Origin of the sequence: uncultured Methanobrevibacter sp. (assembly GCF_947169325.1) — an archaeon.
Classification (GTDB): domain Archaea; phylum Methanobacteriota; class Methanobacteria; order Methanobacteriales; family Methanobacteriaceae; genus Methanocatella.
In genome coordinates this window covers 33,344-45,961 of sequence record NZ_CAMVPN010000009.1, presented here as the reverse complement: position 1 = coordinate 45,961, position 12,618 = coordinate 33,344, and the positions used below count along the sequence as shown (strand labels likewise).

Genomic DNA, 12,618 nt, shown 5'->3' with positions numbered 1-12,618 from the left:
AAAAAACAAATATAAAAAAATTAAAATTAATATATTAATCAAATAATATTTTAAATTAAAAAAATAAATTACATAATTAGTATTATTTAATTTAAATTACAATAATTAATTTATAGAAAAATTTATCGAAATTCATAATTTTTCACCATGTAGCATATAAAGCATCTAGAAAATTTTATTAAAAAACAGCTTGATAAATATAATCATGAAAATCGAAATGGAATCAATAGGCACAATTCATACAGAATTCAAAGAAATAGAAGGCATGCCAATTCAACCAACTGGTGCAAAAGGAGTCAAGGGAACAATAGAAATTAAAGACAAATATGCAGATGGGCTAAAAGACCTTAAAGACTTCTCACATATTCACATAATATATTTGCTTCACAAAGTGGACGGATACATGCTTGAAGTCAAACCTTTTATGGACGACAACACTCATGGAGTGTTTGCAACAAGATCTCCCAAAAGGCCAAACAGGATTGGAATGAGCGTCGTTAAAGTAATCGATGTCAAGGACAACAAGGTCTGCGTTGAAAACATTGACGTTCTGGACGGAACACCGCTGCTTGACATCAAACCGTACGTGCCCCAATTATATGAGGATACCATTGACGAGCTAAAAATCGGATGGTTTGAAACAAAACACAAAAAGGCCAAATCCCAAAAATCAGACGACAGATTCAAATAAATCTGGAAATTCCAATTTCAGTTCATTGAAAAAGTCTTCAGCCATCACTTCTTTTAAATCTTTCCCTTCACATTTAAAATCACTGAAAGACCCTTTTAAATCATCAAAATCAATTCTGGAACCCAATTTACTTAGAAAATCATAGGAAAAATTGTTCATACTTGCATATTCATGGATATAATTGTCCAGCACTTCCATTAAACTTAAATCATCATCCCAAATTCCTTCGTATTTGTGAATGTTGATATGAGGCCCGTTCTCATTATTTTCGGATTCTTCTTTTTCATTGAAAATCAAATCCTTGGCCATTGCGAGCTTTAAATCACGCACGAATGAATCTTCGGAAATGCCGTTTGAAGTGTAAAATTCCTTTTGAGAACTATCCAAATTATCCAGGAATTTGCTGTCCCTAAAATAGAAAAGAGCATGTTTTACGGGAGGTAAATTCTTATGTTCTCCATCGTTATTCTTTTCAAATGGCTGCAGGGCATGCATGATAATCAATTCAGTAAATGAAATATCCCCAATATAGTCAACAAGTTCAGGGTATTCATCCAATGTCTTCTTATCGATTCTTTTGTATGTTGGAGCCCTTCCTAATTTCTGGCCTCTAAAGCAAACAAAAAAAGTCCTGTCAAAATCAATTGACTGTAAATATTTGCGAAGTGTTCTGCCGTTATTGAGTTCATCTTCAGACATGGAAAAAAACAGATCAACATAATCCAGAGAAATGTCATATTCACTGCAAATGTCTTTTAGTTGTGGAAAAACATGTTTAACAAAGTAATAATGTTCCGCAAACATATCCGGGATTGTGCTTACAATCATTATTGTTATGCCGTTCAGCATGATTTCTCCTTTACTTAAAATAAAAAAATAAGTAGCTATAAGTTGTTTATAGCTGCTGTAATCAATTGTATGGTTGATTCTATATCGTCCATACTGCACACGCTTACCGGAGTGTGTATGTAACGGGTAGGCACTGATAAAACACCTGTTGGAATACCTTCACGGGTCAGGTGAATTGCAGTTCCGTCTGTGGTTCCGCCGTCACTGACTTCAAGCTGATAGTCGATGTCGTTTTCATCCCCTGCTTTGATGAGCATGTCCTTTACAGATTGCTGGGTTAGGATTCCTCTTCCGCTGGCGTCTGCCAAGATGATTGCAGGACCTTTGCCCATTACGACAGGTGCCTCTTCAGGCTTGATTCCAGGATGGTCTCCTGATAGTGTCACGTCAAGTGCAATTGCCAAATCAGGGTTCAGTTTGAATGAGGAGGTTTTAGCTCCTTTAAGGCCCACTTCTTCCTGCACGGTTCCAACACCGTAAACGGTAGCTCTGGTGTTGACTCTTTTTAAGACTTCCATCATTACGTAACATCCAACACGGTTGTCCAAGGCCTTTCCCATGATAAGGTTGTTCGGATATTCGACAAAGAGTGAATTGAAGGTCATCTTGTCTCCGATTCTGACCATCTTTTCGGCGTCTTCCTTGTCTTTTGCACCTATGTCTATGAACATGTCGTCAGCCTTAACGACCTTGTTTTTTTCTTCGGCTTTGGTTACGTGTGGCGGTTTTGAACCGATTACCCCTACAATGTCCTCTCCAACGGAGGAGTGTACGGTTACAGTCTGGTTCATCAGCATCTGATCATTGATTCCGCCAATGTTTGAGAATTTAATAAAACCGTTATCGTCAATGTATCTTACCATTAATCCTATTTCATCCATGTGAGCTGCAAGCATTACAGTAGGAGCCTTCTTTTCACCTTTTTTGGTTGCAATCAGGTTTCCCATACTGTCAGTTTCAATTTTGTCAGCTACATCCTTTAATTCACGTGTAATAATTTTAGCTATTTCCTCTTCGCTTCCAGAAACACCTGGTGCCAAGGATAGCTCTCTCATTAATTCCATCTTATCACCAAATATTAATTTATAATTTAATTATATTAAAGAATTTCTATAAAACTAAATTAAAAGAAGCTTTTCGAAATTTTTAAATCAATCATGTCCCCAATATAATAAATAGGTGAGAGTATGTCAAATGTTATAGAAGTTTTTTTCAGCCCTTCAAGTACAACCAAGAAGGTTGTAGAACAGGTTTCAAGCAATTTTGATGGAAATAAGGAAACTTATGATTTGTTGAATTTCAATGATTCAAAGGAATTTTCAGGTACGGACATAGCAATTGTCGGAATGCCTGTCTTTGCAGGAAGAATTCCTAAAAGCGGCCGTGCTAGACTGGAAAAGATAAAAGGAAACAATACCAAAGCAATTGCAATTGCAAACTATGGAAATGCACATGTCAGTGATGCGCTGCTTGAGCTGGTAGAAATTCTTCGGGAAAACGGCTTTGATGTGCTTGCAGCAGCTACTACAGTAAGCCATCATTCAATCTTTGACGGGGTTGCAGTCGGAAGGCCTGATTCAGATGATATTGAAAAGATAAATGAATTCGCCAAAAAATGCATTGGAAAAATAGAATCCGGTGAAAGTTTGGAATCTGAAATTCCCGGAAACAAGCCATACGTGGATTATAAGCAGCTTCCGTTTGAAATCAGCTGTGATGAAAGCATCTGTGCATTCTGCTATGACTGCGTTTCAATCTGTCCTGAAAAGGCAATTCCCGATGATGATCCGATTTCTACAGACCTTGATTTGTGCTCAAGATGCACCGCATGCATCAATATCTGTCCTGAAGATGCCCGTAAGTTTTCAGGAGATGCTTTTGAAGCTAAAAAACCGGAATTTGAAAGTGCCAACAGTGAGCGAAAAGAAATTGAGTTTTTCTTATAAACTCATTCTTTTTTTGGCCACATTTCTTACATATTCGTTTTCATCAGACATTGAAATTTCCTTTAGGACTTTTTTACTTACTATTTTTTTACATGCGACTTCACGGACTCTCCATGATTCGTCGTTTTTAACTACCTTTGTTAAAAATTCCTGATTTCTAACCAGTGAAACTGCCCTTACGGATATTGCTTCGCTTATGCCCTGTTCGTATATTTTTATCAGGCACTTTTCAACTTTAATCTTGTTTAGTGCCTTTAGGGAGAATTCCTCATCCTCGTTTGCAAGCACAATCCTGATTAAGGTTTCCAAATCGTCAATGTGGTCTAATGTTGATTTTCTGACGTTATCTAGCTTTGCATTTTTCAATATGTCAATGTAGTTCTCTTCACTGGTGATGTGGCTCATCGCTTCGAATGCAACTTCCTCATGGGTTGTGTTGATTGCGATATAAGTGAAATCAGCTTCATCGCTCAATGCAGGATTTGAAATGGCATGATTTCTTACGAACTGGTCATCATCATCCAATGCTATTCTTATCAGTTCCTCACGGTCATCCAGGTTCTTGACCGCAATCTGCCTTACGAACGGATCTTTTTCTGTTGATATGACTTTAAGCAAGGTGTCCTGTGAGGTGACCTTTTTAACGGCTTCTGTCCTGACGACATTGTCGCTGTCGTTTAATGCGATTTCCTCAAGCAGTTCCTCGTCGTCAAGCTGATTTACAATATCAAGGCGAACATCAGCTTTTTCTGACTCGATTGCGATATTCTTTAATATTTCACTGTCAGTAATCTTGGCGAAAATGATTGACCTGATTTTTGCGTTATCCTCATTTTTGGCGATTTTTGCCAGGATTTCCTCGTTTTCAATCTTGTTGACTGCAGCTATTTTAACAGATTCGTCCTTGTCTTCACTGGCTACTTTAAAAAGAGTATCTTCATCTGTGAAATTTTCCTTGTTGACTGCAGATTTTCTGATTGATGAGTCCTTTGCATTGAAAACAATTTCACGCAAAAATTCTTCGCCTTCTATCTTTTCTAGAGAAAGTCTTCTGTAGTTTCTGTCGATGGCGTTGATGGCTATGTCGGTTAATGTCTCTTCATCAACAATCTTTTCGAATATTTCATCGACGTTTTTGTTTTTCTTGGTGTTCTTGACTATTTCGGATATTGATTTGTTGTTTTCGCCAAGCCTTTCGTAAGCGAAGCTTCTCACATCAAAGAACTGTGAGTTTTCAGCCGCATCCCAAAGCAGCCGTTCATCCTTGAGCTTGTTTGCGGCTATCAGTCTGATTGCACGGTCCTTCACATTCTTTGCAATGTCAAGTGCAACGAACTGGTCGGTAATGTTATCTGCAGCTACCGCCCTTTCGGTTCTGTCCTTGCCGTTTATTGCAATTTCCTTAAGCACCAGCTGGTCTTCATCTATTTCAACATTATCCGGAAGAGGCTTTTTTTCCTTTTTGGTGTCTTTGCTTTTAAATCTGTCTAAAAATCCCATTTTAATTTACATCCTCATACATTTTCTCTAGAAAACTGGCAAGTGAAACAATATCTTGACGATTATGTTCTATAATTGGAACGATTGGACCTATATTTTTTTCGGCCAGATAAGTATTGTAGTAATCCGGGATGTATGCGCCCGGAACATCTCCTTCACGTTCAATTCCAAAGAGTTCCTTTTCTATTGTCTGAAGCTGGCAATTAGGAAGCCTTTCGCCCCATAGGCTTTTTGCAAAATACATCAAATCCAGGTGAGGCAGATTCAAATCGGCATCAATCCTGTTTGACAGGCACCTGTTTTTGATGAATGGCACGTCAAAGCTTTTTCCGTTGAAGGTCACATGGACTGAGTCCTCATCGAGATGTGAAAGATATGCTTCAATGACAGAAGGCTCTTCATGGATGTCCCTTAAGAAGTACTGTGAAGATATGATCTTGTCTGCTTTTATCTCTGCAACGCCTATCAGTATTATCGGAACATTGGAAAGGCCTAATGTTTCTATATCCATGAACTTGAAGTTTTCCTTATCGCACATGCTGATTGCCTTTATGATGTTGTCACGGCACCTTTTGGTGTATCTGTTGGCATCAAGTATTTCAATCAGTTCACAAAAAGACATTTCATCGATTCTGTCCATGAATTTTGCTGCACTATCTCCGTATCTGTCATGGGCTTTTAAGGATTCGATAGTTCCGTAACCTCTGCTTTTGAGATTCTGTTCTGTCCTGATTCCGATTTTCGGAAGGAGCTTGAGGTTATGGTTAATCTGGCTTGTGAAGTCGTTGTCCCATATGTCGAAGCTGATTTTCTCCTTTTCGGTAATCTTTAATGTGTCGCCGAAAGAGGTTGAAACAACTTTTGCATTGTCAATATCCTTTAATTGCTTCCCTTCATAGTCATTTAACAGTTGATATTTATAATCTTGAAAATATGAACTTGAAAGACTACGTGCTTTTTTCTTTGCATTTTCTGATGGATTTTGTGAGCCTATTGAATTGGACAAGACTTTTCTCAAGTATTCTTCATGTTCATCATAATGCGTCATTCAATTAAACTTTATTAATTTATGGAATATATAGTTTTTTAATAAAGTACACTTGAATTTTTATAAATTATAAATAAGTTTATATACTATAACATCATAACATATTAATTGACTACATTGTAGTCAATTAGAGATAGATTAAACAGCCAAATTTTATAAATTCATTTCTCTAAAAAGCTTGTGAAAAACAAGTTGTTAGGTAGTTATAATAAATACTACCTAACCATCCCAAAAACTTATTTTAGAAAAACTTTAATATTTTCAAATCAAAGTTAATACTAAGGTTTGAATATGAAAATAAAATTAGCAATTATATTCGGAATTTTGATTTGGATTTTCACATATATTCTAACGGAAATATTTACTCCAATATTTGCATTTAGCCTGCCTGACATTAACATACTCGTTCCGGCAATCGTAATTGTCGTGACTGGATTTTTTGCAATACTATACATTAGAAACATCAATGAAAATGAGGTCATTGAAGGTCTGGCAGTGGGAATGATATTCGTAATAATTGACATAATTCTAGACTACATATTTTTCCTCAATCCAAATGCAAGCACACTCATGTTCAGCGATTACACTCTGCATTTCTTCTCAATGATCATTTTGACATTACTGATTACAACATTTGTTGGCTATTTGGCCCAAATGACTATTGATTTAAAATAGGTGAACCATACATGATACCAAAGACTCATCCAAGATATGAATCCCTGCTTTTAAGGGAAAAAATTGTAAAGGCTTCCGAAAAGGGATATCTTGCCGACTCAGCGATGATTGCCCATGGAAGGGGAGAAGCCTTCGATTATTTAATTGGAGAAAAAACAACTTATCCTGCAAAAAGAGCGATGTACGTTGCGGTTGCAGCATTACTTTTATCAGATAATCCGGTTATTTCAGTAAACGGAAACGCTACAGCACTTGCCATCGATGAAATCATCGAGCTGGCAAGGGAAATCAACGCCAAAATTGAGATAAACCTATTTTACAGAACAGACGAAAGGGTTCAGATTATCACAAGCCTTTTCAGGGACAGAGGATACAAGGAAATCCTCGGAACCCTTGATGATGACATCGAATATTTCACAGACATCAAAAACAGCAGGTCATCTGCAAGCAAAAGCGGAATCTACACCGCAGACACAATACTGATTCCACTTGAAGATGGCGACAGAGCTGAAATACTTAAAAAAAGCGGCAAGAACATTATCACAATCGATTTGAATCCTCTGTCAAGGACTTCAAAGATGTCTGACGTTTCAATAATGGACAATATCGTAAGGGCGATTCCATTCATGACCAAAATAGCCAAGGATTTGAAGACTCAGGACAAAAAGGTCCTGATGGACATGGTGAATGACTTTGACAATGAAGAAAATCTTAAAGAATCTATAGAACAAATTAAAATAAGAGGAATATAATGCAAGTAATGGGAATATCAGGAATGCCAGGTTCTGGAAAAGCATCAGTTTCAGAAATTGGATCAGAAAGAGGAGCAATAATCGTCAGCATGGGCGATATTGTAAGAGAAGAAGCTAAAAAAAGAGGGGAATCCAGCAAGGAAACTGCCAGAAAATTGAGAGAGGAATTTGGCCAATACATCATTTCCGAACTGACCATTGAGAAAATCAAAAAAATCAGCGAAGATGACAGCGCAAAACTCATTATCGTTGAGGGAATCAGAAGCCACCATGAAGTGGAAATGTTTAAGGAAAACTTCGAGAACTTTTTCATTCTTTCAATATTCACAAATCCTCAAACACGTTTTGAAAGATTGCTGATCAGACAAAGGGAAGATGATTCCACAGAATATAAGGAATTTGAAAAAAGAGATTTCCAGGAACTCGGCTTTGGAATCGGGAATGTCATTTCACTTTCAGACAGACTCATAGTAAACGAAAGCGACCTGGAAAGCTATGAGCAGGAACTGAATGAATTTTTCGATGAAATCGGTTTCTAAATCACTTTTCTTCCAATATTGCATCTTCGATAATGTAAACACCACTATCGTGATGCCACTCTTTTTTATCTTTTAGTATTTTAAGTTTCTTTTTAAAAATAGGTCCGTCAATGGCCAGCGTTTCGGCTTCACCGCCTTCAAATGCCAAATCGATATAATACTTTTCATGAATTTTGACAAGCTCGTCAATAGCATCGTCATCGATAACCCTTCCAAGCCATGATTCATCCAAACCCCATGCGGCAACTCCACTGATGATGATTTTAAAGCCGAGGGATACGATTTTCCTCATGTATTCCAGTTCATCAACATGCCAGTATGGAGAGATTATTTCAAGGCCCACCTCCTCTCCAAGTTTTTCAATCCTGGATTTCTGATAGACCGAGTAAAGTGCACCTGTGTATATGCACTCGACGCCTGAAGTTTTGAGTTTTTCGAATGCATGCCCTAAATCTTCAAGTTCCTCTTCCTTAATCCCATCAGTTTCAACTGACATTATCGGAATATCGACCGCCTCTGCAAGCAAGTCGGTGATGTGAATGTTTGGAACATGGAACATGTATGATTCAGCATTACGGGATTTCATGGAAAGAAGATATTTGACATCCTCTCCATTACTCAAGGCATAGTGCAATGCCATTGTACTGTCCTTTCCTCCCGAAAACAAAACGGCAGCATTCATATTTCCTACCTTTTTCGCTTTTCATGTATGAATTTTCTAAACCTTCTGACGGATACACCGAATGATTCATAATAAATTCCAAATATAGCCACGACCACACCAACTGCACCTGTCAATGCGACAAAGTATGTATTTGGAATCATGGATTCATTGGTGGCAGCCATAGTGTCCTGAACAGGCCCTGACCTGTTGCTTGCCACAACCCCTTTATCCAGGAGATATTGGTCAAACTTGTCTACTGAAGCGGAATCCACTACCAGCTCGGCATGTACCTGAGCATAGGAAATTGATCCTCCGTAAACCAGTTTATACCAGTCGGAAAATGATTTCAAAGCTTCATAGGAAGTGTAGTTTTCAAGCTCTATTTCAAGTCTGCCGTCCTTTGTGACGTTGTAATGCTTGTAGTGAGAGTCAATATTTCCTAAAACGTAATTGAAATATTCCACTTCCCTGTCATTGAACTTCCACAGCGGTATCGTAATTCCAGTCTCCTTAAAAGATTTAAAACCCTCAGTCTTTTCCAGACCCTCTCTTAATTCATTCATGTTGATTGAAGAGGACAAGTCGAGATATAAAGTCTCTTCATTACCAGGTACGTTTTTTTCAACCATACTCATTACAGAGGGTAATTCCTCATAAATTGGCTCTAAAAAGAATGCTCCTCCTATTGCTCCAATTAAAAAGGCTACAACAAGCACTAAAACTATTTCCTTTTTGGGCATGTAATTTCTTAGCATTCCAATTGAAAAAACAAATACCATCATTATTATGAATAAAATGACATAAATTATTGCAATAACTATTTCCATAAATTCACACAGCCATTTAACTATTATTTAAATATTTTAAATTAAGTAGTTAAAAAGCTTTGTATAAAAAATCACTTATTTTTCATAAATCATCATGTGTTCACTGCCGACCGGCCATTCGACTACAAGAGTATGCATGCCCTTATTTAATTTAAATGTGTTGGTTTTCAGTTTGGACTTGACGTTTATCTTTTCTGTCTTATATTCTCCATTTTTAAGTTTTATCTTTGATGTGACATGGTTGCTGGCAGTGTCAATCTTGACAGGCACCCCGACATCAATGCTTACGCTTTGCCTGGAGCCCTGGCCTTCACCGTAAACCCTCTTCACGCAATCGGCTATTTTGGACAAATCTGATTTTGCCTTAAGCGAATCTGACACGTCAAATGTATTGTCCATGCTCTGCACCAGAAGAGGCATGGTGAAAGCTATCAAGATAATAAGTGATATGGAGAATATGAGAAGATATTCCAGGGACACCTGGCCTCTGTTTTCCCTCATCAAATCACCAGAACCAGATTTTTAGTTATCAGCATCATCAAATCCCCATAGCTCAAGGCGATTATCAGACCGAATAGGATTGCGGGAGTGAATGGAAATGAAATCTTGATTGAAAATGTGTCCGAAACGAAGTTCTGTGCAGACATTATCTTGAGCAGATACATGTCCTGGACGGTGATTCCCCCTGCACTTTGGGACTTGAAATAATACTTGTACTTGTCGTCCTTGCTTTTATAGACTTTCAGATTCTTGTCCAGATCAGTTATGAGATTGCATACGTGGTCGTCGTTGAAGTAGTAGTCGTTTACAATCATGCCCTCCTTCAGGTCGCTGACATGGACATTCTTGTTTAGGGTGTTGTTGATCAACAGCCTCATGCTTTGATAGTTGAGGATATTGAAGAGGAAATCGACATTCCGGCTGAACATGTTCTTCTTGACGATGAGATGTGTTGTGAAGACAACCAGAAATGGAAATGACACAAGTATGCTGTTGAAAATTACGCTGAATGCAAAGGGATATATTGACAGCACGGGAAAAACATTGAAAAATTCAATATTCCAACCAAATGGTATAACTGTAGCGATGGAAGTAAATAGCTTTACATCACCACCTCCCCACATATGCAATTTCCATAGCATATAAGATACAACATAAGTGATAACCATCGAAATAAATGAAGCTAAAAAGTATTTAAGATTACCTGAAATAAATGATAAAATCAGATTCGAGGTGAGGCCAAAATATATCAGCAAATCATTTAACCAGTCCGGAACAAAACCCTTCTTAACATCAAAAATTGACGCCAAAATGGCAAAAAGGATTGTAACTATAATTTGAATTAAAAATACGGTACTAATAATCATGAGTATAGATTTTACTAACTATTATATTAATTAGCTAGAAAATCATCTCATTAAATTGTTTTTTGTTTGTAATATTGTGGAAAAATGAAAAAATTAATTTTTAGAAAACTCATATATGGCTTCTAAAAATGCTTTGAATAATGGATGAGGCCTATTAGGTCTTGACTTGAATTCAGGGTGGAATTGACAACCAATAGCCCAAGGGTGATCCGGAAGCTCAACAATTTCCACTAAAAAGTCATCAGGACTGGTTCCGGAAATGATAATTCCTTTTTCCTGCAAGTCTTGTCTGTAGTCATTGTTGAATTCATATCTGTGCCTGTGACGTTCTTCGATGTCGATTTCACCATAAGCTTCAAAGGTTTTTGTACCTTCAATGATTTTACAGTCATATGAGCCCAAACGCATGGTTCCTCCCATGTTCTTGATTTTCTTCTGCTCTTCCATCATGTCAATGACAGGATATTTAAGATTGTCATCGAATTCAGAGCTGTTTGCATCTTCATAACCGTTTCTTCTTGCAAACTGGGTTACCATTGACTGCATTCCAAGACAGATTCCGAATAGAGGGACATTGTTTTCAATTGCATAGTCAACTGCATCGAGTTTTCCTTCAAATCCACGTTCACCGAATCCTCCAGGAATCAGAATTCCGTCAAATCCTGCCAATGCTTCCTTGTCAAGTTCCTCGACATCGGAACTCAGGTATTTGATGTTGGCTTTGACGCCAATGCTTGCGGCTGCATGAAGCAGGGATTCCCTGATACTGATATATGAATCCTCAAGTTCTACATACTTGCCCACAATACCTATTGTGACTTCAGGTTCTGTGATTTTAAGGGATTTTACTACTTCTCTCCATTCGTCCAACTTGGAGGAGTCAGGTTCAATGTCAAGTCCGATTCTTTTGACGATGAATTCTCCAATGTGTTTCTCATCCAGAACCAATGGCACTTCATAGATTGTGCCTGCATCAGGAGTGTTGACGACAGCTTTTACGTCAACGTCACAGAAGTGAGCAATTTTGCCTCTTAACGCATCGTCGATTGGCTCTTGAGATCTGCATACAATTACATCAGGATTTATACCGACACTTCGCAATTCTTTTGTGGAGTGTTGGGTTGGTTTGGTTTTAAATTCGCCTGCTGCATTCAGGTAGGGAATGAATGTAACATGGACGAACATGACGTTTTCGCGTCCTTCTTCATTTCTGAGTTGTCTTAAAGCTTCGAGGAAAGGCTGACTTTCAATGTCTCCTACTGTACCACCAAGTTCAACCAAAACCACATCATAATCGGCACTTTCTGAATTTTGCCTAATCATTTCTTTGATACGGTTGGTAATGTGCGGAATTACCTGTACACATTCTCCCAGGTATCCTCCTTCCCTTTCCTTGGCGATTACTGATTCGTAAACTTTTCCGGTAGTGATGTTTGCAATACCGTCAAGCTCAACATCCAAAAATCTTTCATAGTGGCCCAAATCCAAATCTGTTTCCATACCATCATGAGTTACGAATACCTCTCCGTGCTGATACGGATTGAGTGTTCCTGAATCCCAGTTTAAATATGGGTCTATCTTAATAGCTGAAACGTTTAAGCCGTATGATCTTAAAATTCTACCCATAGATGCAGATGTTATACCTTTACCTATGGAACTTACAACCCCACCAGTTATAATAATATATTTTGTCAGATAAATCCTCTCCTTAAAATTTAAAACTACATTTATAATTTTACTCCATCATGGTATAAAAATTT

Annotated in this window: 14 protein-coding genes; 5 read left to right on the top strand and 9 right to left on the bottom strand. The window is 37.7% G+C overall.

Going from position 1 to position 12,618, the window contains the following annotated elements:
* Nucleotides 1-205: 205 nt before the first annotated feature.
* On the top strand, nt 206-691 hold the full coding sequence (gene tsaA, locus Q0W26_RS02665; RefSeq protein WP_298522088.1) for a tRNA (N6-threonylcarbamoyladenosine(37)-N6)-methyltransferase TrmO: 486 nt from the start codon (nt 206-208) through the stop codon (nt 689-691).
* Here the strand turns inward: tsaA and Q0W26_RS02660 are convergent.
* Together Q0W26_RS02660 and Q0W26_RS02655 are read right to left on the bottom strand one after the other, a co-directional pair.
* Nucleotides 671-1,540: a hypothetical protein gene (locus tag Q0W26_RS02660; protein WP_298522087.1), complete on the bottom strand. Its 870-nt coding sequence runs from the start codon at nt 1,538-1,540 to the stop codon at nt 671-673. The genes tsaA and Q0W26_RS02660 overlap by 21 nt on opposite strands.
* Nucleotides 1,541-1,575: 35 nt before the next feature.
* Nucleotides 1,576-2,604, bottom strand: coding sequence for a M42 family metallopeptidase (locus Q0W26_RS02655; protein WP_298522085.1), 1,029 nt, complete (start codon nt 2,602-2,604; stop codon nt 1,576-1,578).
* A gap of 123 nt (nt 2,605-2,727) precedes the next feature.
* Between Q0W26_RS02655 and Q0W26_RS02650 the strand changes: the two genes are divergently transcribed.
* A complete protein-coding gene (locus tag Q0W26_RS02650) occupies nt 2,728-3,486 on the top strand; it encodes a 4Fe-4S binding protein (protein ID WP_298522083.1) in 759 nt (252 codons plus the stop codon).
* Here Q0W26_RS02650 and Q0W26_RS02645 read toward each other — a convergent pair.
* Complete coding sequence (locus tag Q0W26_RS02645; RefSeq protein ID WP_298522080.1) at nt 3,481-4,986, bottom strand: HEAT repeat domain-containing protein; 1,506 nt, start codon at nt 4,984-4,986, stop codon at nt 3,481-3,483. The two genes, Q0W26_RS02650 and Q0W26_RS02645, sit on opposite strands and share 6 nt — an antisense overlap.
* 1 nt (nt 4,987) lies before the next feature.
* Complete coding sequence (locus Q0W26_RS02640) at nt 4,988-6,034, bottom strand: ribonuclease H-like domain-containing protein (protein ID WP_298522077.1); 1,047 nt, start codon at nt 6,032-6,034, stop codon at nt 4,988-4,990.
* A 291-nt stretch (nt 6,035-6,325) separates the two neighbouring features.
* On the opposite strand from Q0W26_RS02640, the gene Q0W26_RS02635 reads away from it, so the two are divergent.
* The 3 genes from Q0W26_RS02635 to Q0W26_RS02625 are packed head-to-tail and all read left to right on the top strand — an operon-like array spanning nt 6,326 to nt 8,000.
* A complete protein-coding gene (locus Q0W26_RS02635) occupies nt 6,326-6,709 on the top strand; it encodes a hypothetical protein (protein WP_298522075.1) in 384 nt (127 codons plus the stop codon).
* 11 nt (nt 6,710-6,720) lie between these two features.
* On the top strand, nt 6,721-7,461 hold the full coding sequence (locus Q0W26_RS02630; protein ID WP_298522073.1) for a 4-phosphopantoate--beta-alanine ligase: 741 nt from the start codon (nt 6,721-6,723) through the stop codon (nt 7,459-7,461).
* On the top strand, nt 7,461-8,000 hold the full coding sequence (locus Q0W26_RS02625; RefSeq protein WP_298522071.1) for an AAA family ATPase: 540 nt from the start codon (nt 7,461-7,463) through the stop codon (nt 7,998-8,000). Before Q0W26_RS02630 ends, Q0W26_RS02625 begins: the two co-directional genes overlap by 1 nt.
* Before the next feature lies 1 nt (nt 8,001).
* Here Q0W26_RS02625 and Q0W26_RS02620 read toward each other — a convergent pair whose 3' ends face one another.
* From Q0W26_RS02620 to Q0W26_RS02600, 5 genes are all read right to left on the bottom strand, one after another.
* A complete protein-coding gene (locus Q0W26_RS02620; RefSeq protein ID WP_298522069.1) occupies nt 8,002-8,682 on the bottom strand; it encodes a diphthine--ammonia ligase in 681 nt (226 codons plus the stop codon).
* A gap of 5 nt (nt 8,683-8,687) precedes the next feature.
* Entirely contained in the window at nt 8,688-9,491 is an 804-nt protein-coding gene (locus Q0W26_RS02615) for a hypothetical protein (protein ID WP_298522068.1), read from the bottom strand.
* A 75-nt stretch (nt 9,492-9,566) separates the two neighbouring features.
* Nucleotides 9,567-9,992, bottom strand: coding sequence for a class III signal peptide-containing protein (locus tag Q0W26_RS02610; RefSeq protein WP_298522066.1), 426 nt, complete (start codon nt 9,990-9,992; stop codon nt 9,567-9,569).
* Nucleotides 9,992-10,858, bottom strand: coding sequence for a prepilin peptidase (locus Q0W26_RS02605; protein WP_298522064.1), 867 nt, complete (start codon nt 10,856-10,858; stop codon nt 9,992-9,994). Before Q0W26_RS02605 ends, Q0W26_RS02610 begins: the two co-directional genes overlap by 1 nt.
* A 93-nt stretch (nt 10,859-10,951) precedes the next feature.
* Nucleotides 10,952-12,589 carry a CTP synthase gene (locus Q0W26_RS02600; RefSeq protein WP_298522092.1) on the bottom strand — a complete coding sequence of 546 codons (1,638 nt, stop codon included), beginning with the start codon at nt 12,587-12,589 and terminating at the stop codon, nt 10,952-10,954.
* Nucleotides 12,590-12,618 lie beyond the last annotated feature (29 nt).

What these genes read in the sequence shown, in the direction of transcription:
- tsaA (WP_298522088.1), top strand. Translation starts at nt 206, where the DNA reads ATGAAAATCGAAATGGAATCAATAGGCACAATTCATACAGAATTCAAA.
- Q0W26_RS02660 (WP_298522087.1), bottom strand. Translation starts at nt 1,540, where the DNA reads ATGCTGAACGGCATAACAATAATGATTGTAAGCACAATCCCGGATATG.
- Q0W26_RS02655 (WP_298522085.1), bottom strand. Translation starts at nt 2,604, where the DNA reads ATGGAATTAATGAGAGAGCTATCCTTGGCACCAGGTGTTTCTGGAAGC.
- Q0W26_RS02650 (WP_298522083.1), top strand. Translation starts at nt 2,728, where the DNA reads ATGTCAAATGTTATAGAAGTTTTTTTCAGCCCTTCAAGTACAACCAAG.
- Q0W26_RS02645 (WP_298522080.1), bottom strand. Translation starts at nt 4,986, where the DNA reads ATGGGATTTTTAGACAGATTTAAAAGCAAAGACACCAAAAAGGAAAAA.
- Q0W26_RS02640 (WP_298522077.1), bottom strand. Translation starts at nt 6,034, where the DNA reads ATGACGCATTATGATGAACATGAAGAATACTTGAGAAAAGTCTTGTCC.
- Q0W26_RS02635 (WP_298522075.1), top strand. Translation starts at nt 6,326, where the DNA reads ATGAAAATAAAATTAGCAATTATATTCGGAATTTTGATTTGGATTTTC.
- Q0W26_RS02630 (WP_298522073.1), top strand. Translation starts at nt 6,721, where the DNA reads ATGATACCAAAGACTCATCCAAGATATGAATCCCTGCTTTTAAGGGAA.
- Q0W26_RS02625 (WP_298522071.1), top strand. Translation starts at nt 7,461, where the DNA reads ATGCAAGTAATGGGAATATCAGGAATGCCAGGTTCTGGAAAAGCATCA.
- Q0W26_RS02620 (WP_298522069.1), bottom strand. Translation starts at nt 8,682, where the DNA reads ATGAATGCTGCCGTTTTGTTTTCGGGAGGAAAGGACAGTACAATGGCA.
- Q0W26_RS02615 (WP_298522068.1), bottom strand. Translation starts at nt 9,491, where the DNA reads ATGGAAATAGTTATTGCAATAATTTATGTCATTTTATTCATAATAATG.
- Q0W26_RS02610 (WP_298522066.1), bottom strand. Translation starts at nt 9,992, where the DNA reads ATGAGGGAAAACAGAGGCCAGGTGTCCCTGGAATATCTTCTCATATTC.
- Q0W26_RS02605 (WP_298522064.1), bottom strand. Translation starts at nt 10,858, where the DNA reads ATGATTATTAGTACCGTATTTTTAATTCAAATTATAGTTACAATCCTT.